This is a genomic window from Hirschia sp. (assembly GCF_058892565.1).
The window spans coordinates 60,318-84,114 of record NZ_JBZXVU010000003.1; the positions used below are offsets into that span (position 1 = coordinate 60,318).

The following is a 23,797-nucleotide window of genomic DNA, read 5'->3' on the forward strand; positions in this document are numbered from 1 at the left end:
TGACAGATTTTCTGCCTGCAAAGCGACCCAATACGCTATTTTAGTCTACCTAACGTTTACGAAAGGTTTCTCTCAGCTTTTGAGAGAATAGACCACAGCTTTAACTATTCGATTAACATAAAACCGAGATTCAAAGCTAAATTATGGCGTCAGTAAAACACAAACGCCTTAAAAAACTATTCCCCAGAAACAGCACGTTTCTCGAATACACGATCAATTATGCCAAATTCAACAGCTTGAGCTGAAGTCATAAAGCTATCGCGGTCAAGCTTTTGCTCAATTGCTTCATAGCTTTGGCCAGTGTGATTCACGTATATATTGTTCAGATTGCGTTTTATTTCTAGAATTTCTTCTGCGTGACGCTCAATATCTGATGCAACACCACGGTAGCCACCTGATGGTTGGTGAACCATGATACGCGCATTCGGCGTCGCAAATCTCATATCTTTCTCACCAGCAGCAAGAAGAAGCGATCCCATGCTTGCTGCCATTCCGATACAGGCAGTGGAAACAGGTGCACTGATATACTGCATCGTGTCGTAAATCGCTAAACCAGATGACACAACGCCGCCCGGTGAATTGATATACATTGAAATTTCTTTTTTCGGATTTTCGGACTCAAGAAACAAAAGCTGGGCTGTAATCAGCGTCGCCATTCCATCTTCAATAGGACCCGTGACGAAAATGATCCGTTCTTTTAGCAGGCGGGAAAAGATATCGTAAGCGCGTTCGCCCCGGCTACTTTGCTCCACTACCATGGGCACCAGGTTCATCGCAGTCTCAATTGGGTCGTGCATAATGTTCGCAGTCTTTGGCTATGTCGCACCCCTTGGCGCGACTCGTGATATTTAGGCTCAATATTTGGGTTCATGTCGCTTCGCGCAAGACCTCAAATACGAATTTCTATGAATAGAAGGCAGAACTCACCTTAAATTTACACAGAAAAATCATTTAGGTCATAAATTTCCTAACTCTTAATGAGCAAAAGCCGGAAAATATGGTCCATCGAAGAAAAAAGGCCGCTGAATACACAACGGCCTTTTTCCAATTTTATGGCAGATAAAAGAATTTACTCTTCTTCTAGCGCTTTTTCTAATTCTTCACGTGTCACTGTTTTATCAGTCACTTTCGCACGCTCGATAATGTAATCGACAACTTTTTCTTCAAACAATGGCGCACGAAGTTGAGCCATAGCTGCAGGCGTTTTTGTGTAGAATTCGATAACTTGTTGCTCTTGACCTGGATAGCGTGATGCTTCTTGGTTCAACGCACGTGAAACTTCTTCTTGTTTAATTTCAACTTTGTTGATGCGGCCGATTTCAGCCAACACAAGACCTAGACGCACGCGGCGCTCAGAAATCTTACGGTATTCAGCTTTAAGCTCATCTTCGCTCTTAGCTTTGTCTTCTTCATCAAGACGGTCAGCTTCTTTCTCTTGCTCAAACTGTTTCCAGATTTGATCAAATTCAGCTTCAACCATTCCAGGAGGAAGATCAAAATCGTGACGCTCATCAAGTGCATCAAGAAGCACACGCTTCAAGCGTTGACGAGATCCACCAGCAAGCTCTTGCTCAATATTTTTAGAGATAAGATCTTTTAGTGTCGCAAGATCTTCAATACCGAGACCTTTTGCAAATTCTTCGTCAATCGTTGCTTCTTTAGGTGCACGAACTTCATTCACCTTAGTTTCAAACACTGCTTCTTTACCAGCAAGGTTTTCAGCAGGGTAATCTTCTGGGAATGTCACAGTCACAGTTACATCTTGACCTGTTTTCGCACCAATAAGCTGGTCCTCAAATCCAGGAATGAAACGACCTTCACCTAGAACGATAGTTTGACCTTCAGCAGTACCACCATCAAAGAGTTCGCCATCAATCTTACCAGAGAAGTCGATGACAACTGCATCACCTTCACGTGCTTTGGCTGTCTTACCACGCGCTTCATACTGCTTGTTTGATTCAGCAAGCTTTCCGAGTGCTTCATCAACTTCTGCATCAGTCACTTCAACAACAAGACGCTCTAGCTCAATATCTGTGACATCAGCTGGTTCAAATTCTGGCATGAGCTCCACTTTCATGGAGTACTCAAGGTCAGCTTTCCCATCCATCATTTGCTCTTGATCACAGGTCAACTCGATAGTTGGCTGTGCAGCTGGACGAATTTCTTTGTCCTCAAGCGTTTTTTGAGATGTCGCTGTTACTTCTTCTTGAACGATATCACCCAAGATAGACTTACCATAAGTGTTGCGAATGTGCGCGACCGGCACTTTACCCGGGCGAAAACCTTTAAGGTTCATCTGCGGACGCAGTTGAGCAATTTTCGCTTCTAGCTTTTCAGCTAGGCTGTCTTTAGAAACAACGACTGTATATTCTCGAGTCAGTCCTTCGGACTTGGTCTCAGTGACGTTCATCACAGATTCCTCAAATTCTATTAGCCCTATAGCGCGCGCCGGCATCCAGGGTTGTGGTGAAATGAAAGGCGGCTGCCATAGCCCGTTCAGGAAGCAAGCGCCGCGCAAGTTTGGCCGGTGGTATGTCACACAGGAGAGCCGCTGTCCATTGGCGATTTTAGATGAATTTCATCCTTAACTACAGCAAATGCAAGAAACACCACTCAAACGCTGAGTTTCTGGCTTTAAATTGCGTTCAAAGTCACGTCTTCGACAAACATGAATTCCAGAATGCAATCGCAAGCCCAATGCTGGTCCGATGTCGGATTAATATTAAATTTCTTGTTTTTAAGGAAATATATTTGCCAAATTCACAACTTGGCGAGAGCAGCCTTAGCGCTCATCAAATCAATATTCTGGTTGGTGCGGGTAGAGGGACTCGAACCCCCACGCCATAAGCGCTGGTACCTAAAACCAGTGCGTCTACCAATTCCGCCATACCCGCGCCGAACCAGAAGAAGCGTCTCTACTCGAAGTTCACACTAAAGTTCAAGAGCTAATTTCAATTTTTCTTTCCCAAAGTACATTTGTATGCCCACTTTCCTCATAAAAGCGCGTTAAAATGCGTGGAAAATACTCCATTAGATCTTCAGAAATCAGTCCTGCACCACCTGTCAATGATGCTTCACCATGCAGCCACACAGATGCGGATGCAGCTTCTAGCGGCTCAACACCCTGAGCCATCCATCCGCCGATCATTCCAGCCAACACATCTCCAGATCCTGCAGTTGCTAGAAAAGATGAGCCATGAATATTCACCCGCGCGTCTCCCTTCGGTGCAGCAATGACGGTATCCGCCCCCTTAAGAACCACGACACACCCTGCCCTTTGCGCGGCTGAACGCGCTGCATTTATTTTATTTTCAGATTTTTTTAGCACGCCTGGAAAAATACGCTCAAATTCTCCAATGTGTGGAGTGATGACGCATTTCTCATGCAGCAACCCAAACAAATAGGATGGATCATCTTCAAAAACAGTCAAAGCATCAGCATCAAGGACGATAGGAATTCCCAATTGTAATAATGCGGCAACCTTAAACCGCGTCACCTCTGTGACACCAGCAGCTGGCCCAAATACCAAGCTCGACATCTCGCGAGCGCTTATAAACAATTCGTCAACATCACTATAAGCACGTGTCATTACGGCTTGCATGCTTGCTGCCATCTCAGGAATCGCTTCCTGCTCACCAAACAATGTAACAACACCTGCCCCCATACGAAGCCCTGCCCGCGCCGCTAACCTTGCCGCGCCTGTAGATCCTGCATCTCCAGAAACAACGCCTAACCGCCCTCGCATATGCTTATGAGAATGCCTGTTCGGCCATGTTAAGTGCTTCGCCCATATATCGGGCGTGTTTAGGTAGATATCTTCGCATATTTGATCAAAAACTTCGGGCGATATTCCGATTTTTGCAACATGCACTTGGCCACAAATGCTTGCTGCTGGCTCAATAATATGAGCTGTTTTCAATGCTTCAAAAGTTATGGTTGCGTCAGCGCGTATTGCATCTGAAACCATTTCACCACTATCGCCAAATACACCCGTTGGAACATCAATGCTCATTACATTGGTCTGGCTCGAATTTATCAGATTTGCCACATCCAAAATTTCGCCGTCCAATGCGCGTGATAAACCTGCACCAAATATCGCATCAATCACGACGTCACCTGATTGCAGTTTAAAACCTTCATCACCATCCATCAGCAATTGTGAGATCGGGCGAATATCATCTAGAACTAACTCGGCTGCACCTTCTACATCGCCTAATAATTGATCAACATTTCCGGCTAAAAACAAATGGATGTCTCTCCCCATTTGTTCCAGATAACGGTAAGCCACAAATCCATCGCCACCATTATTTCCTGGACCACATAATACAATCACGCGACCAACTGGCCACATTTTCTGAACCAATTCGGCACAATTACGTCCAGCGGCATCCATCAAACTTGCGCCTGACATGCCCAAATCTGCCATCATACGATCAGCTTCATACATCTGATTGACGCTAATTATGCGCATTTTGAGCTATTCTCCAATTAAGATTCTTTAGACGTCTTGCATGCGTTTCTTATTCAATACCCAAATTTGATGCCAACATTATTTTATCCATACAAAATGTAAGATAAATGTGCATGTTATCTCGCCCCACTTAATGCAATGGATTAGGATCAAACTGCGACAAATATAGACATAAAACCAAATGCCTCTATCAAAATTGCCGCCCACCGTTTAAGCACTATTGCACACTATTTAAGCACCCAAAGCCGAGCGAAAAGATTCCGAGCATTTTAACTACTCATAGATGTTTTCCTCACGCATACAAAATGCTGACTCGCCCACAATATAAAGAGGGCCATAACCATAGACACGGCCCGATAAGGTGTGATTGAAAATGAAGAAAATAGAAGCGATCATCAAACCCTTCAAACTCGACGAAGTTAAAGAAGCCCTACATGAAGTTGGCCTTCAAGGGATGACTGTTATTGAAGCGAAAGGTTTCGGCCGCCAACGAGGACACACAGAGCTATATCGTGGCGCTGAATACGTCGTCGATTTCCTACCGAAGTTGAAAGTTGAAGTTGTTGTTGCAGATTCTCAATTAGATGCAGCCCTAGAAGCAGTATCTAGCGCAGCACAAACTGGAAAAATCGGCGACGGGAAAATCTTTGTATCTGACGTATCTGAAGTCGTTAGGATCCGTACAGGTGAGACAGGCGATAAAGCCATCTAAACCAAATCAACAGACAAAAATCTAAAATAAGTATTACATTTAAATGGTTATTGGCTGTAAAAGCAGATTACTATTGAACACACCAAATAGAGGAGTGGCCCCGTGTCCGAGAGTGTTTTAAAACTAATTAAAGAAAAAGACGTACAATTCGTTGATTTGCGTTTCACTGACGTAAAAGGTAAATGGCAGCACGTAACATTCACAGCAGACGCAGTTGATGCAGACATGTTCGTAGATGGAACTATGTTTGATGGTTCATCTATTTCTGGCTGGAAAGCCATCAACGAATCAGACATGGTTCTTCTACCTGATGCGTCTACAGCTCACATCGACCCATTCTTCCAACAAACAACAATGGTTATCAATTGTGACATCCTGAACCCAGGCACAATGACGGCTTATAACCGTGACCCACGTATGACAGCGAAGAAAGCAGAAGCTTACTTGAAATCGACTGGTCTTGGTGACACAGCCTATTTCGGTCCTGAGCCAGAATTCTTCGTGTTTGACGATGTAAAATGGTCAGTTGCACCTAACAACACTGGTTACTCATACGATTCTACAGAGCTTCCAGAAAACACAAGCAAAGAATACGAAACAGGCAATATGGGCCACCGCCCAGGCCCTAAAGGTGGTTACTTCCCTGTTCCACCAATCGATTCTTGTCAGGACATGCGCTCTGAAATGCTCTCAGTTATGGCTGAGCTAGGCATGAAACCAGAAAAGCAGCACCACGAAGTTGCTCCAGCTCAACACGAGCTTGGTATGGTATTTGGTACATTGATTGAAATGGCTGACCGCGTTCAAATGTACAAATACGTTGTTCACAATGTAGCTGCTTCATACGGTAAAACAGCGACTTTCATGCCTAAGCCAATGTATAAAGACAATGGTTCTGGTATGCACGTTCACCAATCAATCTGGAAAGATGGTGCACCAACTTTTGCTGGTGACGGTTATGCTGACCTATCTGAAACATGTCTTTACTACATTGGTGGTATCATCAAGCACGCCAAAGCGCTTTGTGCTTTGACGAACCCAACGACAAACTCATACAAGCGTCTTGTTCCAGGTTATGAAGCTCCAGTGATGCTTGCTTATTCTGCGAAAAACCGCTCAGCTTCTATCCGTATTCCTTACGGTGCCGGTGCTAAAGCGAAACGTATCGAAACACGTTTCCCTGATGCTCTTGCAAACCCATACCTAGCATTCTCAGCACTACTTATGGCCGGTCTTGACGGTATCCAAAACAAAATCCACCCGGGTGATGCAATGGATAAAGACCTTTACGACCTACCAGCTGAAGAAGCAGCTTCAATCCCACAAGTTTGTGGTTCATTGCGCGAAGCTCTAGAAAGCTTAGACAAAGACCGTGACTTCTTGAAAGCTGGTGGCGTATTTGATGACGATCAAATCGACGCTTACATCGAACTTAAAATGGAAGAAGTGATGGCTCTTGAGCTTCACCCTCACCCTGTTGAGTTCGACATGTACTACAAAGCTTAGTCGCTTAGAGTTCGTTAGAACTTTTTGATTATATTGAACGCCAAAGCAGAAATGCTTTGGCGTTTTTTATTTGAAAATTCGTTTTCAGGCATCAAAAGCTCATTCTGCCTGAAACGTATTCAAACTGTAACTTGAAATATCGAGCATTAACGAAGTAAATGATCTTTATGAAAAGACTTACCCTTTCTCTCGCGCTAACTCTCAGTCTCTTTGTCAGCGCTTGTGCATCAGCCCCACCTAAGCAACAAGAAAACGCATGTAAGTTTTTAAAAGAGAATAAAGCTTGGTATCGCGCACTTCGTTCTAGCGCTAAAAAATGGGGTGCCCCTATTGGATTGCAGCTCGCAATCATTCGACAGGAAAGTTCATTTGAACACAAAGCCAAACCCGATCGCGGCAAACGTCGTATGTTAGGTCTCCTGCCCGGCAAGCGTCCCTCATCTGCTTATGGATATGCGCAAGCTCTAGATGGCACTTGGAATGAATACAAAAAAGCGACAGGCAATAATGGGGCAGAACGCTATGATTTCGATGATGCAACAGATTTTATAGGCTGGTATGTCGCTCAAACAGGAAAACGAACCGGCATCAGCCAATATAATTATCGCGGCCACTATCTCGCTTATCACGAAGGTGCTGGTGGGTATTTACGCGGTAGCTGGAAAAACAAAAACTGGCTGATCAATACTGCGAATAGAGTGCACAGCAATGCGGACCGTTATGAAACACAAGTGCAAGGCTGCAAGAAAAAGCTCCAACGCCGCTGGCTTTTTTAAGGATCAACCTAAGCAATCCTATGAAATATTGCTTTAAGCCTGAATAAATATCATTAACCACCTTTTCGACTGGAACAAATCCAGCCATGGTCGCTAATCAACGAGCAGACCAATAGAGTAGACAGGATTAATTATGGCCGCCAAAGGACAAGCTGAAAAGCAAGAATACTCCGCTAAGGATATTGAAGTTCTCGAAGGCCTCGAACCAGTTCGCAAACGGCCCGGCATGTATATTGGTGGAACCGATGAACGCGCATTCCATCATCTCTTTGCAGAAATTCTAGACAACTCTATGGACGAGGCCGTTGCCGGCCACGCGTCACGTATCGATGTACATTTGCGTGCCGATGGCTATCTAAGCGTGCGTGATGATGGTCGCGGTATTCCTGTTGACCCACACCCAAAATTCCCGGGTAAGTCCGCCCTTGAAGTGATCATGACAACCCTTCACTCGGGTGGTAAATTCTCCAACAAAGCCTACCAAACAGCGGGTGGATTACACGGTGTTGGTATCTCCGTCGTGAACGCTCTTTCTGAGCGCCTTGAAGTGGAAGTTGCACGCGACAAGAAACTATATTTCCAAGCCTTTGAGCGCGGTCACTCAATGGGACCAATCAAACAGATTGGAAATGCTCCTAACCGTCGCGGGACAGTCGTCAGCTTTAAGCCTGATTTTGAAATTTTCGGCACAAAAATACAATTCAAACCCGCCCGCCTTTACCAAATGGCTAAAGCAAAAGCTTATTTGCACCAAGGCGCACAAATCCATTGGAAATGCGACCCAGAACTTCTAAAGGAAAACGACAAAACCCCAACAGAAGCTGTACTCCATTACCCCAATGGATTAGCAGACATGCTGAAAGAAATGTCTGAAGGCAAAATCATGGTCACGTCCGATATCTTCGCAGGTCGCGTCGAAATGGATAATGGCGCAGCTTGTGAATGGGCAATGTGCTGGTCAGCCAATGGCTTTGGCGAAGAAGATGGTATCACACGCTCATATTGTAACACCGTGCCAACACGCGATGGTGGAACCCATGAAGCCGGTATGCGCTCAGCCATCACAAAAGGTCTCCGCGCATATGGTGAGCTGACCAATGTGAAAAAAGCTTCCCAAATAACAGCCGAAGATATCTTAAGTTCAGCAGGGGCTTTGCTATCTGTTTTTATCCGTGAACCTGAATTTGTAGGCCAGACAAAAGATAAACTCTCTTCCCCCGAAGGCCTTCGCGTTGCAGAGGGAGCCCTTCGAGACCGTTTCGACCATTGGCTGACCGCATCCCCTAAAGAAGCGACCAAACTCCTAGATTGGGCGATTGAGCAATCTGACCTAAGGATGCGCCGCCGCAAAGAAAAAGAAGTTTCTCGTCAATCTGCTACACGCAAATTAAGACTACCGGGCAAACTGTCAGACTGTTCCAGCAACTCTAAAGAAGATACTGAAATCTTCATCGTAGAGGGTGACTCAGCGGGTGGATCTGCCAAACAAGCACGTAACCGTAAAACGCAAGCTATATTACCTCTACGCGGTAAGATCTTGAACGTTGCTTCCGCCGGTGCAGACAAACTAAGAGCCAATGTTGAATTAAACGATCTAGCAACAGCACTTGGAACCGGCATTGGCCGTAAATTCGATATCGACGATCTTCGCTATCAGCGCGTCGTTATCATGACCGATGCTGATGTCGATGGTGCACACATCGCTGCCCTGCTCATCACATTCTTCTACAAGCAAATGCCAGACTTGATAACATCAGGGCGCCTCTTCATGGCCATGCCGCCCCTATATAAATTGGCGGCAGGAAACAAGTCAGCATATGCGCGTGATGACGAGCATAAAGATGAGCTGATGAGAACAATGTTTAAAGGCAAAAACGTTGAAGTCTCTCGCTTTAAAGGGCTTGGTGAAATGATGCCGGCTCAGCTTAAAGAAACAACAATGGACCCCTCAAAAAGATCAATGGCACGCATCGCTCTTCCCGATGGTCTAGAAAGCCCCGGCGAACTTGTGGAAACACTCATGGGTAAAAAAGCGGAACACCGCTTTAAGTTTATTCAAGACAATGCAGAGTTTGTCGAAGAGCTAGATATTTAGCCTTTAAAATGAATTCCTATTTTCAAGTTTGGTTTAGATCTCAAAGACCTGTTTTAATTTAACGCATCTTCCAAGATTTAAACCAGCTTGCAAATCGCTCAATTCCTTCTTCAAGCGATGTATGAGGGTTAAAATCAAGTTCTTTGCGTGCTCTTGAAATATCTGCCCATGTTCGCTCAACATCACCCAATTGCATTGGTTGAAATTCTTTTATGAGCTCTTGCCCAAAGGCTTTTTCAATACAACCGACCAAATCCATGAGTTTTTCAGGCTTATCATTTCCAAGATTATAAACACGATGAGGCACATCTAACCCCAAAGCTGATGCAGGCCTATCAATTGCTGCAATTACACCCGTCACGATATCATCAATATATGTAAAATCGCGGCTCATATCACCATTGTTAAATATCTGGACAGGTTCATTTCGGCGTAGCTTCTCAGAGAAGATCCAATACGCCATATCAGGGCGTCCCCATTCGCCATAGACGGTGAAAAAACGCAGACCAGTCAATGAAATCCCATATAAATGCGCATAAGAGTGGGCCATCAATTCATTTGATTTTTTGGTCGCCGCATAAAATGAAACCGGCGTATCGGTTACATCGTCTTCTGCAAATGGCATTTTCGTGTTGCCGCCATAAATAGAGGATGACGAGGCATACACCACATTCGCTACACCACTATTGCGTGCATATTCCAATACATTGAAAAAACCTTGCAAGTTCGTATCCGCATAAACTTTTGGGTTTTCAATAGAATATCTCACACCTGCTTGAGCTGCTAAATGCAAAACGGCGTGTATTTTTTGTCCAGAAACAGCTCGCTCCAAGGCATCATTATCCGAAATATCCATCTCGACAAAAGTGAAATTTTTCTGACTGAGCAATTGTTCTAAGCGGGCTTGCTTCAGCTCAACATCATAATATCCGTTGACGTTGTCTAAACCCAAAACCGTTTCGCCACGCGCAACCAAAGCCTTACAGGTGTGGAACCCGATAAAACCAGCTGCACCCGTTACGAGAATTGTCATATCTATCTCTAATCTAAGCCGCTTAAGACAAAGCATTCTTCTAGCAGCAAAAAGGTTCACTCAGTTGAATTGAACCATTGCTATACAAAGAACAGATGATTCAACCAAATGAGTGAATCATCTATTCCCACTCAATTGTCCCCGGCGGTTTCGATGTTATGTCATAAGTGACTCGATTGATACCTTTGACTTCATTGATGATACGCGTTGCAGTTTCACCAAGAAACTCGTGTGAAAAAGGATAATAATCTGCTGTCATACCATCAACTGACGTCACAGCTCGCATAGCACACGCATAATCATAAGTGCGTCCATCTCCCATCACACCGACAGTGCGAACAGGTAGAATTGCAACATAGGCCTGCCAGATTTCATCATAGAGACCATGTTTACGGATCTGATCAATGTAAACAGCATCCGCTTCACGCAGGATTGCGAGTTTCTCACGCGTAATCAATCCAGGACAACGAATAGCAAGCCCCGGTCCAGGGAAAGGGTGACGTCCAATAAAGCTTTGCGGTAGCCCAAGTTCACGCCCTAAAACACGCACTTCATCCTTGAAAAGTTCACGTAATGGCTCAACAAGTTTAAGACCCATTTTTTCCGGCAAACCACCCACATTGTGGTGTGATTTAATCGTGACGGACGGACCACCAGAAAAGCTGACGGATTCAATCACATCAGGATATAACGTTCCTTGAGCAAGGAACTCAGCGCCTTCAATTGTATCCGCGTATTTTTGGAAAACATCGATAAAGAGCCGGCCAATTATTTTACGCTTAGTCTCTGGATCATCTTGGCCCTCTAGTTCACCCAAGAACAACTCACTCTCATCCGCATAGACGAGCTTGATTTTGTAGTTCTCAGTGAACATTGCCACAACTTCTTCAGCTTCATTCTTGCGAAGCAAACCATTATTGACGAACACACATGTCAGCTGATCACCAATGGCTTGGTGCAATAACAATGCAGTCACAGAGCTATCCACACCGCCAGATAGACCACAGATAACCTGCTTATCACCAACTTGCTCGCGAATACGTGCTATCGCTTCTTCGCGATAAGCACCCATCGTCCAATCACCTTTAAAGCCTGCAAGCTTTAGAAAGTTGGCATAAAGCTTGTTACCATTGGGTGTGTGGTGCACTTCAGGATGAAATTGAACAGCGAAAAAATTACGTTTCACATCTGCCGTTATGGCAAATGGTGCACCCGGTGACGTCCCATAGACTTCAAACCCTGGTGCTCTTTCCGCCACATGGTCCCCATGAGACATCCAGACCTGTTCATTTCCGTCTTCAAACCAACCTTCAAGCATGTCCAGCTTGTTCGAAGAAGGCGTAACGAAGGCACGTCCAAATTCAGCTGTTGCATGTTCACCTGCTTCAACACGGCCTCCAAGATCATGCATCATCACTTGCTGACCATAACAGATACCAAGTATTGGAACGCCCAACTCATAAGCTGCTTTAGGCGGTCTTGGAGATCCCTCCCGCATAACCGAGTCTGGACCACCAGAGAATATAATCGCTTTGGGATTATACGCTTTAAGCGATGCGTCCGTCACATTCTGATAAGGGTGGATTTCACAATATACGCCGTTTTCGCGAAGACGGCGAGCGATGAGCTGCGTCACCTGACTACCAAAGTCGATGATCAGCGCTTTTTCGTGATTCATGTCGTGTATATCTGTCATGGCAAGCACATAGCGGAAGTTTTTCCTTTTGCACAGTCTGTTCATTGCAATGTTTTTACGGTTATGCTGATTTTGTAGAAGATAGAGATTTTTTTGCTATGACTCCACAAACAGCACAAGACTTCGCGCAATATGGCGTCCAACAATTAAGAGCAGGAAATCCGATATCGGCTCGAAGCAATCTGGAAACTGCTATCCAAAAAGGCTACGCACATCCTGATGTTTGGGTTGCACTTGGCCAATCTTGTATCGGTACAAATGACACTTCAAATGCAATGAAAGCATATGAAACTGCACTCGCAAACGCCCCAAACCACATGAGAGCGTTGCTAGCCAAAGGCGGGCTACTTGAGCAGCAGGGGGAATTACAAAAAGCCACCCAATTTTACAAAGCAGCACTGGCTGTTGCACCGCCACCAGACAAAATCCCGCAAGATATTAGGCCGGCTTTCATGGCAGCATTCGAACTTATAAAAAGCCAGACTACCAAATATGAAAATTCTTTGATGGCCAACCTCCCATCACCAGAAAAAATCAAAGAAACATCCACACGTTTTTCTGAATCAGTCGACATCCTTCTTGGACGCGCCAAACCGTATCAACAAAAGCCAACGCGTTATTATTTTCCAGATTTACCTCAAAAACCAGTCTTCTCACGAGAAGAATTTGACTGGGTGCCTGCACTCGAATCCAAAACCGAAATTATAAAAGCCGAACTTGAAACGGTCCTATTGGATCAACAAAACCTCGCGCCATACATTCAAGCACAAGATTCAGATATTGTTCTTCGCAACGAAAAACTAATCAACAATTCCGATTGGAGCGCCTGCTATTTGTGGAAAAATGGTGAATTGCAAAATGACATGGCAAACAAATGCCCTCAAACCGTTGCTGCTCTTCAATCACTACCGATGGATTTTCTGAAAAACCAAGCGCCATCGGTGCTCTTTTCAGTCCTTAAACCTGGTGCCCACATTCCTCCGCATAATGGTATGTTGAACACACGGCTAATATGCCACCTCCCCCTTATAATTCCTCCCTCATGCGGCATCCGAATTGGTAACGCAGTATTGGAATGGAAAGAGGGTGAGATGCTCATTTTTGATGATAGTATCGAGCACGAAGCTTGGAACAAAAGTCAGCAAACTCGCGTGATCTTATTATTTGAAATATGGCGTCCTGAAATTACAAAAGAAGAAAGAGAACTGATAGGAAAAATGTTTGAAGCAATCGCGCAAAACGAAGAATAAATGCCTACCAAGGCAATTCATCTAAATCGACATTACCTCCAGTAATCACCACCCCAATCCGATCACCTTTTATTCTTGACCGCTCAGCCATTAGCGCCGCAATTGCGACAGCACTGCTTGGCTCGATTATGATTTTTAGATCACTCCATATAAAACGCATTGCAGCGACGATATTCGCTTCAGACACTTCGATTAACTCATCCAAATGTTTTGTAAGTATATCAAAAGCCATTTGCCCTAAATCACCGCGCAAACCGTCGGCAATTGAATTGGTAGTGACGTTTCCTTGCAACTGTCCCGACCTAAGAGAACGCGCTGCATCATTGACTTCTTTTGGTTCAGCCCCGCATGTGAAAATGTCTGGCTTAATCGCTTTGGCCGTCAATGCACAACCAGACATCAATCCGCCGCCACCCACCGGCGCTAAAATAGCATCTAACCCTGACACTTCGCTCAATAGTTCTAATGCAACACTGCCTTGTCCAGCAATTACGTGTGCATCATTAAACGGGTGAATGAGCCGCGCGCCCGTTTCCTCAACAATGGCAGCTGCCGCCTGCTCTCTAGCCTGCGCTGTTGGTATACAAAATTCTATTTGACCACCCAATTCGCGCACTTGAGCAATTTTTACTTTGTTTGAATTTTCCGGCATCACAATGCGCGCAGAAATCCCGCGATTACGCGCAGCAAGACATAAAGCAGCCGCATGATTTCCTGAGGAATGCGCAACCACGCCATAACTGGCATCTTCATCGTTTAGAGCAAATACGGCATTCATCGCACCACGTGCTTTAAATGCCCCAACATGTTGAAAATTTTCACATTTAAAAAAGACGTCAGCACCAACAAATTGGTTAAATTTTTCAGACGTCATGACAGGTGTTTGCTTCACATAAGGCGCAATACGTTTTGCTGCTTCATGCACATCGTGAACTGAAATAACCATAGCCACCCCTTAGCACATTCTTCTACATGAATACCTATAATGAGGTGAATCGTTCTCCAATAGCTCTCTGTCTAAAGCGATTTAATAGATCAGCTAATTCTTCTGGGTTTCGGCTACCTGATTCAATCAGAATATCGTCGCCAGTATCCCCTTTATCTAGGCGACACCAAATTCCCTTTTTACCCTTATATGTTTCAGCACGAAAACTAGACACTTCTTTCCAAGACCACGTCCGAACATGGCCATAAACACCACGCGTAAATTGATGCGGCTCTAATAGAATGTAAGATCCTTCAGTTCTAATATGCTCTATGCCCAACCAAATACCGGGAATAAAAACAATAATAGCAAAGATGGCCAACATGCCTTTGCCTGCAATGACATATCCTATGGATATCAAAACAAAGGCGATGCAAAGCCCGGTCATCAATAAGCTGGCTATCCAACCATTTCGAAGTTTCAATGTATCAGGTAGCGGCGCATCTCTTGGGGGAATATCAGACATCTAAAATGATCACTCTTGGCTTCATTTAAACGCAACCCATCTCGTTAAACACGCCTCATATACAATACGCAAACGTCGAAATAACAATGGTCATTTAAAATAATGATGCATCAAAAATCTGAAATGGAAAAGTGAAAAAAGACAAAGGCGAAAAACAATTCAAACTGATAAAAAAGGGGCGTCGAAATCCACATCTCGACGCCCTTTCAAGACACGGCAAAGCCGCACTAATTTAGCTTTCGCGGCGCATTAGCGCCATGAAAAACCCATCTGTTCCAGCTGTTCTTGGTGTTAAGCGCACAGAGCCACCCGGACGTTTGCAACGCGCCATCATCGCTTCACCTTCGGCTGTCAATTGACCAGACTGTATCGCACTGTCCACAACGTCTTCCTGAGAAAAGTCACTTCTATCAGCTAGGAATGAGGCGACTTGATCTTCATTTTCTTCCATTAAGAATGAACACGTAATATATAAAAGACGTCCACCCGGTTTTACGAAGTTACAAGCTTTGTGCAGGATTTCTGTTTGTTGTTGACGACGTAAGTTTAGGGAATTTTCTTTCAGTCGCCATTTCGAATCTGGACGGCGACGCCAAGTCCCGACACCAGAACACGGTGCATCAATGATCACCAAATCCATATTCAACTCAAGATCGTTGAGCCCTTTATCCTCTTGAGGGTGTCGCAATTGCACATTTCGCGCACCGGCACGCTGCAAACGAGGAATCATCGCGGACAAGCGACGCCCCTCAATATCGTAAGCGTAAATCTGTCCCTTATTTTGCATTGTGGACGCCATAGCGAGTGATTTACCGCCGCCGCCAGCACAATAATCTAGAACTTGTTCACCGGGCTGCGCGTTTGCACCAGCCGCCGCCATCTGACTACCAGCATCTTGTACTTCCACCCAACCTTTAGAATATGCGGGGATGCTTTCCACAGAGTTTGCACGTACAGAAGGGTCTGGCGCAGGAATACGGTATCCGTTTTTAAGTGTTGGAATAGGCTCCGCGTGCACAGAACGCAGTGCTTTTTCAACTTTCTCAACTTCAGCTTTGAGCGTGTTAATTCTTAAATCTACCGGTGCCCGCACCGCCATTTCCTGCGCTTCAATGACTGCTTCTTCACCAAAGGCTCGCTCCATCATGCCATGCATCCATTCAGGATAGTCACCACGCACATGCGCAGGAGCAACTGGGTCTGGTGCCATAACAAGGCGTTCACGTTCATCTAGCGTTAGGGCTGAAGGCGCATGATCTTGATCAAAAGCTTCATCAACGCGGCCAATATCCCATTTCCAAACATGCGTTAATGCACCAAGAACAAGCGCTCGTGGTTCGTCTGATCCCATCGCATGAGCAAGTGACAGCTTGTTGCGCAAAGCATCAAGAACCAGTCCAGATACCCAAGCGCGGTCCTTAGATCCCGCATAGCGCGCACGCTTGCCCCAGTCTTTTGCTGCTGATTTAACAGGTTGATGACGTGTCAGCACGTCTGTTAATACACTAATCGCTGCGTCGATTTTTCCGCCGTCACGCATTTGGTTTAAACCTTTTAAAAGTCACCGTCGTATCTTGCGTCACGCCTTTTGAATTAGCTAAGCGCGTCTCAATGCTTCCTGAGAACCGACCCGCATGCATAATCCCGAGCGCATCAGTGAGCAGATACAAGTGGAAAGAAGCTGTGGCGCATGCTTTCTCAAATTCATCCAGATAAAGCAATGCATTTATGCGAATTTCCTTGCTGGTATGTATTTGCGCCGCATCTATGAAGAAAGTATGTGCCAGATAGTTGCGATATCGAATGAAAGCCTTCACCGAACCCGCCCAGACAGGATCCTGTTCAGCGAAAGTCTTTTCAACGCGTCGATAGATCATTCCCAAAGATTGACCTTCAAGCTCGTCTCGAGCGTCTCGATTTGCTTCGCCTTCTGCTTTGATCATCGACCAAACAGTGTTTTCTAGTGTTTGCTCAAAGGCTTGCGCTCGAAAGCTCACTTCTCCAAACCGGCGAAATACTTCATCTACTGAAGTTGTGGGCAAATCATCTTCAGTTATGAGATCGCTCATCAAACCAACTCCAGAAACGAAATTCTAATATTGGATGAGCAATAGCTTATTAAAGATGTTTTCTAAAGGCTTATTCAGCTTCTTCTAAGGCTGCGTCCGACTCTATGTGAAACGGACTATCAGGGTGTAATAGACCAACAGCGCCGCCCAATCCAAATATAAGTACAATCAAAACCAATACCGGCATGATAAAAGTTTTGTTTTCTTGCTTTGGTAATTCAACATTATGCGCAGCAGAAAGCTCACTAAAACTTGGAACTTCGTCCAATACGCTTGGCGCGACTTCCTCAGATACTGGCTCAACCTCTTGTTCTTGCCCAACCTCTTGCTCTTGTTCGGGCACCGGTTCGGGTATCGCCTCATCTTGGATGCTGTCAGATACAACAAACTCATCCTCAAGAATTTCAGCTTCTGGCAATTCTAGGTGTTCTACACTCGGTAAAACATCCTCATTCACCGTTGCAGCGGGCTCACATTCTTCTTCAAGATTTTCGGCTACGGTATCTTCTTCATCAGCCCCCTGTTTTTCAACATCACTTAATGGCAATGCTTCGGCCAATTGCACTTGGACATCGGGTACTTCAATCGTTTCAACTTCATCTGGAGTCGGCAAGTCCACCAATTCACCCAAATCCAATTCCAGTGGCGTTTCCAGAGTATCCAAACCAAAGTCTTCAGCTTCAATTTCAGCTAAATTTGTTTCTTCCGGTTCCGCAGGAATAATAGGCTCGTCTAAACTATCCAAATCGGGCAAAGCATCTGCCTCAACAACAGATATCTCTTCCAGTTCAGAATCGGCCTCAACCATTTCTGAGACGCTTTCCATTTCTGGTTCCGTTGAGATAATCTCAGCATCTAATTCAGGTAGATCAAGTTCTGGTAAATCTTCAACACTTTCTAGCGTTGGGGCGGCTTCAACCTCCACCTCAACAAGACTCTCCTCTGCCGCAACAACACCTTCATCTTGAGAAACCTCCACAGAAGTTTCCTCCAAGCTAATTGGCGCAGCTTTTGGTAAAACATCGCGATCTATCGCAACGTCATGATACTCACTCGACACATCTCGACGCACCATTTTAGCAACATCACGCCACGCTCTATTTTCGCGCATGCCAATACTTTTAACATCAACGCGATCAAGGCTGGAAAGCTCCGGTGGCACACCAGCACCATCCAGTATAACAAGCTGACTGTTTGGTAGATCTTTGAGCCGCTTTTTATAAGGCGCTAGATGATTAGACCATAAGACAATCTGACTTGCACCGCCATCCAAGTGCGTTCTGCCCATCACACCGCCAATTACAGTGGGTATGTTTTGCTTTTTAAGAAACCGCGCCAGAGAAGACGCGGTTTTCATATCAGCCTCCGCACACACAATACGAATAGCCATGCCACCTACCCCACAAATTTCTTCACTCAAGTGTTTTATATATCGCGACCAGCATGCAATAAATACCTGCTTGCCTGCACTTCAAATCCAATTACGTGAAACCAAATTCTTAGTAATGCTTAACATTACATCACATTTGCACGTATTCTAAACAAAAAAACGGGCCGAATAATCAGTATATCCAGCCCGCTTCAAAATATCAAAACAATCAAAGAAACCTAATTGCTAGTGAATGAATAGTTTGGCGCTTCTCGCGTCATTTTCACGTCGTGCACATGGCTTTCGCGTAGGCCCGCACCTGTAATCTGGATAAACCGGGCTTTCTCGTGAAGCTCAGAAATATTGGCAGCACCAACATAGCCCATTGCAGCCCGCAAACCGCCAATGACTTGGTGAAGAATCGCGCCAACCGGTCCCTTATAAGGCACTTGGCCTTCAATACCTTCGGGCACTAGCTTCATCGTGTCCTTGATATCGCCTTGGAAATACCGATCAGCAGACCCGCGTCCCATGGCACCAATTGATCCCATACCGCGGTAAGATTTATACGAACGTCCCTGAAACAGGAACACTTCACCAGGCGCTTCATCCGTACCTGCCAGCATAGACCCTAACATAGCACAGCTTGCACCAGCGGCTAGCGCCTTTGCAAAATCACCAGAGAACTTAATACCGCCATCAGCAATAATTGGCACACCTTGATCAGCCGCCGCTTTGGATGCATCAGAAATAGCTGTTAACTGAGGCACACCTACACCGGCAACAATACGCGTTGTACAAATAGACCCCGGCCCAATACCCACTTTCACAGCATCCGCACCAACATCAATCAATGCTCTTGCAGCATCATAAGTTGCGATATTGCCAGCGATAACCTGTGTATCTCCAGAAAGCTTTTTAATCTGCTCGACAGCCTTCAACACACCAGCTGAATGACCATGTGCCGTATCAACGATAACCACATCTACGCCGGCAGCGATTAGGGCTTCAGCACGCGCAAATCCATCTTCTCCTACACCAGTTGCAGCACCTACAAGAAGACGGCCTTGAGAATCCTTAGCGGCATTTGGGTTAGACGCGGCTTTTTCCATGTCTTTGACGGTCAAAAGACCGACGCACCGTTCTTTATCGTCAACAACAATCAAACGCTCAATTCGGTGCTGATGTAATAGACGGCGCGCATCATCTTGCGACACACCTTCTCGAACGGTGACAAGCTTCGTCGTCATCAATTCAGATACTGGCATGCTTAAATCATCAGAGAAACGAACATCACGATTAGTAATAATACCAACGACTTTGCCGCCATTTCCCTTTTCAACGACCGGAATTCCAGAAAAACCGTATTCTTCTTTAATACGCTTCACATCTTCAAGCTTAGCATCCGGTGTCAAAGTAACAGGATCAGCAACAACACCACTTTCAAATTTCTTGACGCGGGTAACTTGCTGGGCCTGTTTTTCAATCGTCATATTCTTATGAAGAATACCGATACCGCCGGCTTGGGCCATCGCGATTGCCAAAGGTGATTCCGTAACAGTATCCATTGCAGCCGATAACACAGGCGCATTCAGATCTATTTTTTTTGTAAGTTTTGTTTTTATGGCTACCTGATTGGGCAGAACTGACGACGGACCCGGCTCGAGTAGAACATCATCGAACGTAATGGCTTGGCGAATTTTCATGGATGAAGCTCCCTTTTTGGCCTAATAAGGGAGGTAACAGCATCTGTGAAGCCCCCAAATCAAATATGGAGACTTTTCTTTGCTGTTTTATCGCTTGTCATGGCGAAAATCGCTACCTAAATTACGCTAGCGCTTCTTGGTTTGTTTAAAACCCAGCGCGACAGCAAACATTTCTGGACTACCAGCACGACTTGATGGCGGCTTCCAATATTTAACTTCAGCAAAATTGGCGTCCATCAAAGCTTTTAACTCACCTTGCGCGCCGCCTTGAAACACTTTCGTGCAAAAATTGCCGCCGACTTCAAGATTATCTATGGCAAACTGAACAGCCATTTCTGCCAGTTGAACAGTTCGAACATGATCAGTTTGCTTATGGCCGGTCGTGGCTGCCGCCATATCTGATAAAACGAGGGTGGGCTTACCCTGCAAGACCGACATCATTTCTGCCATAGCTTCTGGATCGTTTACGTCACCTTCAATCAAGTGCGCACCCGCGATCGGATCAACTGGCAAAAGGTCAATTCCGACGACATAATGCGCGCCGTATTTTTGCATCAGAACCTGCGTCCAGCTTCCGGGTGCACAGCCAAGATCAACAACACGCTGCGTATTCTTAAGCAGGCCAAATTTCTCATCCAATTCGAGCAATTTATATGCTGCTCTTGCTCGCCATCCAGCCTCTTGTGCACGCCGAACATAGGGATCATTCAATTGACGCTCAATCCATGCACGGGATGACTTCTTGGTAATGCCGCCCTTCTTGATTTTTTTCTTCGTGCTAAACGTTTTCTCTCGCACGCGCTCAGCATCAGTCGCGTTTGGACCTTTCCAGCGACGTTTTCCATCATTTGGCTTTGAATTTTTAGGCGTATCGTCGGTCATATATTTTCATTCTTGTGCAAAGCATCAAATCGAATATCAAAATGTCTTATCTAATCTAACTTAATTTATCCAAACTGTCAGATAAGTTATCTGTGCCATTCAGTGCGTTTGTCTTGGGTTTTGCGTTTGTATTATTTTGATTTTTGACATTGCGAGTGCGCTTACGCTTTTTCTTACCGGCAGGTTTATTGCTGTGAATAAGGGAAAGCAGCACCCCTTCTCTTAATCCACGATCAGCAGCACGCAATCTCTCAGACGGCCAAATTTGCCAAACAGCATCCAAAATCGCACACCCTGCCAAGACTAGTTCAGCGCGATCAGGCCCAATACAAGGCTCTGTTGCCCGCTTTTCTGGTGTCGCAAAACGCAGCTTATCCCGAGCGGCATCCATGCCTTCTTGGCTAACCCAAACCCCATCCACAGCAGAGCGGGTATATTTGGAAAGTCCTAAATGCACTGCTGCGAGGCTGGTCACAGTACCAGATGTCCCTAACAACTGACCGCGTCCCGCTTCAAATAATGGTCCGAATCGATCAGCGGCATCATTTTCCCGTAATAATTTAACGACATACTCAACCAGCTTATCATACCAGAAAGGATCTCCTCCATCAGCATGCTCTGGGAAGGTTTCTGATAAAGTCACGACACCAACAGGAAAAGACGCCCAGCCTAATATTGGGGGCCTAGCAGCACTTCCTGAAACGCCGCGACGCTTAGCAGCTTTCGCATCAACCCAGCTAAGTTCTGTAGAACCACCACCAATATCAACAACTAGAGTGAAATCTTTGGAATCATCAACCAGGTCCAACGACCCTAATAGTGCGAGTTTCGCTTCTTCTTTGGGGCTAATTGTTTCGAGTTTTAGACCTGTTGTTTTTTTGACGCGTTGCAGAAACTCATTGCCGTTAGACGCGGCTCGACATGCTTGAGTTGTTATGCATCTGACCTGACAATTGCGATATTTATCGAGCTTTGTCTTACAATTCTTCAAAGCTTCAACTGCACGATCCATCGCCGTCTCAGACAATTGCCCACTAGAGGCTAACCCCTCTCCCAATCTTACGATTCGAGAATAGCTATCCAACACACGGAATCCATCTCCCGCGCGGTCTGCCACAAGCAGCCTGCAATTATTTGTTCCCAGATCCAGCGCAGCAAAAGTCGCAGACCTGTTCTTAGCACCAGAGCCCCGATAAGGCTTTTTGGGTGCCGTCATTTTTCTTGCCATTGGGCAATCCATATTTTTAAGTTGAGGCGAACATAGCAATATTCGAAAATAAAAATAGTGACGGACCTGCAGCAATTGAGAAAAAAATCAGTAAAGACAAAAAAATGGCCCGAAGATACATCTTCGGGCCATCTTATTTTTAGACTTATTCGCTAAATTTAGCGAACAGAAAGAATGATTTGAGCACGACGGTTAAGCGGCTCACGAACACCATCAGCTGTTGCTTTAGCTAGGCCTTCTTCACCTTTAGCGTCTGTTGTTACAACAGAAGCATCAACACCGCGAGCAATCAAAGCATCACGAACAACTGCTGCACGACGTGCAGACAAGCGAGCGTTATAAGCTTTGTTACCTGAAGTATCAGTGTAACCATCGATTGTCGCAATTGAAATTGTACAACCGTTTTCAAGAGCACGACGTGTCGCGCTGTTTACAACTTCTTGTGCAGGTACAGTTAGAACTGAACTATCCCACTCGAAGTATACAGCGAAGTCTTGAGACTGAGCCACACAGTTAACCACTGGAGCTTCTTCAACCAATGTCTCCGGAGGAGGAGGCGGTGGTGGAGGTGGCGGAGGTGGTGGTGGCGGAGGTGGTGGCGGAGGCGGTGGTGGTGGCGGTGCAGCAGGTGCGCCAAGTAGGAAGTTCAATCCAGCCATCACTGAGTGCTCGCGGTACTCACCTTCGTAAGTTGCATCGTTTCCAACGAACTCAAATTCATCAGTCGCTAGGAATTTATAACCTAGGTCAAAAGACAAACGGTCAGTCAAATCCATTTTCAAACCAGCAAGAATGTTACCGGCGAAACCAGAATCTGAATCATCTAGACCATTAATTGCTGTTCCAGATGTCGGGCTGTAAAGGTTAGCTGCACGCGCACTCATAGCCGCTGCACCTGCACCAATTCCGATATAAGGTGTAACACCGCTATCGTTGCCGAATTCTTTGATAGCGTTCAGCATCAAAGTTGTAGCGCGCAATGAACCAGAACCTTCAGGACCATTACCTTTTATTGTACCAATAAAGTCGTTACCAACTTCAAGGCCAGCATTACGGTGGTCAATAGCACCTTCCAAACGGAAACCGTTTGCGTAACTATAACCAATAGCACCTAAGTAGGTTACGTCTGTGTCTGCATCAGCGTCACCGCCAAGTTGTCCACTAACACTGTTTGAAGGTGCATCAGGGTCAAAATTCCCGTCCGCAATAACTCCAACAGCTACACGACCATACCAGCCGTCATTTTCTTGTGCGTGAGCCACAAATGGTGCCGACAAACATGCGGCGGCCGCAGTGGCGCAAAATAGTGCCTTTTTCATACCCATCCCCTGTAAGTTGAGGTATTTTTTGAATCCACATTAGGCAATGCAGACATCAAGAATCAAGAACGCGGTCGCCCCGCATTCCATAAGTTTCGATACACTCTTTTCAAAAGAAAGGCGACACTTTCAACTGCTTGTTACCGAGGTATCATGTCTTTTTTACTAAAACGCGACCTAAGAGCAACAGCCCACCGAAGCCAAATAAAACTTATTTGGCAAGATAAAATCCTA

At 45.4% G+C, this 23,797-nt stretch carries 19 protein-coding genes and 1 tRNA gene; 5 read left to right on the top strand and 15 right to left on the bottom strand.

The window, feature by feature from the left end:
• Window positions 1-176 precede the first annotated feature (176 nt).
• The 4 genes from AC5EF3_RS00970 to AC5EF3_RS00985 form a co-directional block, all read right to left on the bottom strand.
• Window positions 177-797, bottom strand: a complete 621-nt coding sequence (locus AC5EF3_RS00970) for an ATP-dependent Clp protease proteolytic subunit (protein ID WP_015827638.1) — start codon at window positions 795-797, stop codon at window positions 177-179.
• A 272-nt stretch (window positions 798-1,069) separates the two neighbouring features.
• Window positions 1,070-2,410: a trigger factor gene (tig, locus tag AC5EF3_RS00975; RefSeq protein ID WP_015827639.1), complete on the bottom strand. Its 1,341-nt coding sequence runs from the start codon at window positions 2,408-2,410 to the stop codon at window positions 1,070-1,072.
• Window positions 2,411-2,810: 400 nt separating this feature from the next.
• A tRNA-Leu gene (locus tag AC5EF3_RS00980) sits at window positions 2,811-2,894 on the bottom strand.
• A gap of 44 nt (window positions 2,895-2,938) precedes the next feature.
• Window positions 2,939-4,471, bottom strand: a complete 1,533-nt coding sequence (locus AC5EF3_RS00985; RefSeq protein WP_493546690.1) for an NAD(P)H-hydrate dehydratase — start codon at window positions 4,469-4,471, stop codon at window positions 2,939-2,941.
• A 373-nt stretch (window positions 4,472-4,844) separates the two neighbouring features.
• Between AC5EF3_RS00985 and AC5EF3_RS00990 the strand changes: the two genes are divergently transcribed.
• The 4 genes from AC5EF3_RS00990 (at window position 4,845) to parE (ending at window position 9,560) form a co-directional block, all read left to right on the top strand.
• A complete protein-coding gene (locus tag AC5EF3_RS00990) occupies window positions 4,845-5,183 on the top strand; it encodes a P-II family nitrogen regulator (protein WP_015827641.1) in 339 nt (112 codons plus the stop codon).
• Between the two features lie 102 nt (window positions 5,184-5,285).
• Window positions 5,286-6,689 (top strand): type I glutamate--ammonia ligase, encoded by a 1,404-nt coding sequence (glnA, locus tag AC5EF3_RS00995; RefSeq protein WP_015827642.1) that lies wholly within the window; start codon window positions 5,286-5,288, stop codon window positions 6,687-6,689.
• Between the two features lie 167 nt (window positions 6,690-6,856).
• Window positions 6,857-7,465 (top strand): transglycosylase SLT domain-containing protein, encoded by a 609-nt coding sequence (locus AC5EF3_RS01000; protein ID WP_041302170.1) that lies wholly within the window; start codon window positions 6,857-6,859, stop codon window positions 7,463-7,465.
• A 133-nt stretch (window positions 7,466-7,598) separates the two neighbouring features.
• Window positions 7,599-9,560 carry a DNA topoisomerase IV subunit B gene (gene parE, locus AC5EF3_RS01005; RefSeq protein WP_493546691.1) on the top strand — a complete coding sequence of 654 codons (1,962 nt, stop codon included), beginning with the start codon at window positions 7,599-7,601 and terminating at the stop codon, window positions 9,558-9,560.
• A gap of 58 nt (window positions 9,561-9,618) precedes the next feature.
• Here the strand turns inward: parE and AC5EF3_RS01010 are convergent, their stop codons facing one another.
• Entirely contained in the window at window positions 9,619-10,593 is a 975-nt protein-coding gene (locus AC5EF3_RS01010) for an SDR family NAD(P)-dependent oxidoreductase (RefSeq protein WP_493546692.1), read from the bottom strand.
• A 121-nt stretch (window positions 10,594-10,714) separates the two neighbouring features.
• The gene (gene guaA / locus AC5EF3_RS01015; protein WP_493546693.1) at window positions 10,715-12,289 is read right to left on the bottom strand and encodes a glutamine-hydrolyzing GMP synthase; all 1,575 of its coding nucleotides are present in this window, start codon (window positions 12,287-12,289) and stop codon (window positions 10,715-10,717) included.
• Between the two features lie 98 nt (window positions 12,290-12,387).
• On the opposite strand from guaA, the gene AC5EF3_RS01020 reads away from it, so the two are divergent.
• Complete coding sequence (locus tag AC5EF3_RS01020) at window positions 12,388-13,539, top strand: aspartyl/asparaginyl beta-hydroxylase domain-containing protein (protein WP_493546694.1); 1,152 nt, start codon at window positions 12,388-12,390, stop codon at window positions 13,537-13,539.
• 4 nt (window positions 13,540-13,543) lie between these two features.
• Here AC5EF3_RS01020 and AC5EF3_RS01025 read toward each other — a convergent pair whose 3' ends face one another.
• The 9 genes from AC5EF3_RS01025 to AC5EF3_RS01065 form a co-directional block, all read right to left on the bottom strand.
• The gene (locus AC5EF3_RS01025; protein WP_493546695.1) at window positions 13,544-14,485 is read right to left on the bottom strand and encodes a pyridoxal-phosphate dependent enzyme; all 942 of its coding nucleotides are present in this window, start codon (window positions 14,483-14,485) and stop codon (window positions 13,544-13,546) included.
• Between the two features lie 34 nt (window positions 14,486-14,519).
• Window positions 14,520-14,990 carry a hypothetical protein gene (locus AC5EF3_RS01030; RefSeq protein ID WP_493546696.1) on the bottom strand — a complete coding sequence of 157 codons (471 nt, stop codon included), beginning with the start codon at window positions 14,988-14,990 and terminating at the stop codon, window positions 14,520-14,522.
• Between the two features lie 232 nt (window positions 14,991-15,222).
• Window positions 15,223-16,530 carry an RsmB/NOP family class I SAM-dependent RNA methyltransferase gene (locus AC5EF3_RS01035; protein ID WP_015827649.1) on the bottom strand — a complete coding sequence of 436 codons (1,308 nt, stop codon included), beginning with the start codon at window positions 16,528-16,530 and terminating at the stop codon, window positions 15,223-15,225.
• On the bottom strand, window positions 16,523-17,059 hold the full coding sequence (locus AC5EF3_RS01040) for a hypothetical protein (RefSeq protein ID WP_493546697.1): 537 nt from the start codon (window positions 17,057-17,059) through the stop codon (window positions 16,523-16,525). Before AC5EF3_RS01040 ends, AC5EF3_RS01035 begins: the two co-directional genes overlap by 8 nt.
• Before the next feature lie 70 nt (window positions 17,060-17,129).
• A complete protein-coding gene (locus tag AC5EF3_RS01045) occupies window positions 17,130-18,449 on the bottom strand; it encodes a hypothetical protein (protein ID WP_493546698.1) in 1,320 nt (439 codons plus the stop codon).
• Between the two features lie 218 nt (window positions 18,450-18,667).
• Window positions 18,668-20,134 carry an IMP dehydrogenase gene (gene guaB, locus AC5EF3_RS01050; RefSeq protein WP_493546699.1) on the bottom strand — a complete coding sequence of 489 codons (1,467 nt, stop codon included), beginning with the start codon at window positions 20,132-20,134 and terminating at the stop codon, window positions 18,668-18,670.
• 126 nt (window positions 20,135-20,260) lie between these two features.
• Complete coding sequence (locus AC5EF3_RS01055; protein WP_493546700.1) at window positions 20,261-21,016, bottom strand: RlmE family RNA methyltransferase; 756 nt, start codon at window positions 21,014-21,016, stop codon at window positions 20,261-20,263.
• A 55-nt stretch (window positions 21,017-21,071) separates the two neighbouring features.
• Entirely contained in the window at window positions 21,072-22,232 is a 1,161-nt protein-coding gene (locus AC5EF3_RS01060) for a Ppx/GppA phosphatase family protein (protein WP_233356660.1), read from the bottom strand.
• A gap of 170 nt (window positions 22,233-22,402) precedes the next feature.
• Window positions 22,403-23,563, bottom strand: coding sequence for an OmpA family protein (locus AC5EF3_RS01065; RefSeq protein WP_015827655.1), 1,161 nt, complete (start codon window positions 23,561-23,563; stop codon window positions 22,403-22,405).
• Window positions 23,564-23,797: the final 234 nt, after the last annotated feature.

Bases quoted from the DNA above. Each gene is read 5' to 3' on its own strand.
- AC5EF3_RS00970 (WP_015827638.1), bottom strand. From the start codon at position 797: ATGCACGACCCAATTGAGACTGCGATGAACCTGGTGCCCATGGTAGTG.
- tig (WP_015827639.1), bottom strand. From the start codon at position 2,410: ATGAACGTCACTGAGACCAAGTCCGAAGGACTGACTCGAGAATATACA.
- AC5EF3_RS00985 (WP_493546690.1), bottom strand. From the start codon at position 4,471: ATGCGCATAATTAGCGTCAATCAGATGTATGAAGCTGATCGTATGATG.
- AC5EF3_RS00990 (WP_015827641.1), top strand. From the start codon at position 4,845: ATGAAGAAAATAGAAGCGATCATCAAACCCTTCAAACTCGACGAAGTT.
- AC5EF3_RS01000 (WP_041302170.1), top strand. From the start codon at position 6,857: ATGAAAAGACTTACCCTTTCTCTCGCGCTAACTCTCAGTCTCTTTGTC.
- parE (WP_493546691.1), top strand. From the start codon at position 7,599: ATGGCCGCCAAAGGACAAGCTGAAAAGCAAGAATACTCCGCTAAGGAT.
- AC5EF3_RS01010 (WP_493546692.1), bottom strand. From the start codon at position 10,593: ATGACAATTCTCGTAACGGGTGCAGCTGGTTTTATCGGGTTCCACACC.
- guaA (WP_493546693.1), bottom strand. From the start codon at position 12,289: ATGACAGATATACACGACATGAATCACGAAAAAGCGCTGATCATCGAC.
- AC5EF3_RS01020 (WP_493546694.1), top strand. From the start codon at position 12,388: ATGACTCCACAAACAGCACAAGACTTCGCGCAATATGGCGTCCAACAA.
- AC5EF3_RS01025 (WP_493546695.1), bottom strand. From the start codon at position 14,485: ATGGTTATTTCAGTTCACGATGTGCATGAAGCAGCAAAACGTATTGCG.
- AC5EF3_RS01030 (WP_493546696.1), bottom strand. From the start codon at position 14,990: ATGTCTGATATTCCCCCAAGAGATGCGCCGCTACCTGATACATTGAAA.
- AC5EF3_RS01035 (WP_015827649.1), bottom strand. From the start codon at position 16,530: ATGCGTGACGGCGGAAAAATCGACGCAGCGATTAGTGTATTAACAGAC.
- AC5EF3_RS01040 (WP_493546697.1), bottom strand. From the start codon at position 17,059: ATGAGCGATCTCATAACTGAAGATGATTTGCCCACAACTTCAGTAGAT.
- AC5EF3_RS01045 (WP_493546698.1), bottom strand. From the start codon at position 18,449: ATGGCTATTCGTATTGTGTGTGCGGAGGCTGATATGAAAACCGCGTCT.
- guaB (WP_493546699.1), bottom strand. From the start codon at position 20,134: ATGAAAATTCGCCAAGCCATTACGTTCGATGATGTTCTACTCGAGCCG.
- AC5EF3_RS01055 (WP_493546700.1), bottom strand. From the start codon at position 21,016: ATGACCGACGATACGCCTAAAAATTCAAAGCCAAATGATGGAAAACGT.
- AC5EF3_RS01060 (WP_233356660.1), bottom strand. From the start codon at position 22,232: ATGACGGCACCCAAAAAGCCTTATCGGGGCTCTGGTGCTAAGAACAGG.
- AC5EF3_RS01065 (WP_015827655.1), bottom strand. From the start codon at position 23,563: ATGAAAAAGGCACTATTTTGCGCCACTGCGGCCGCCGCATGTTTGTCG.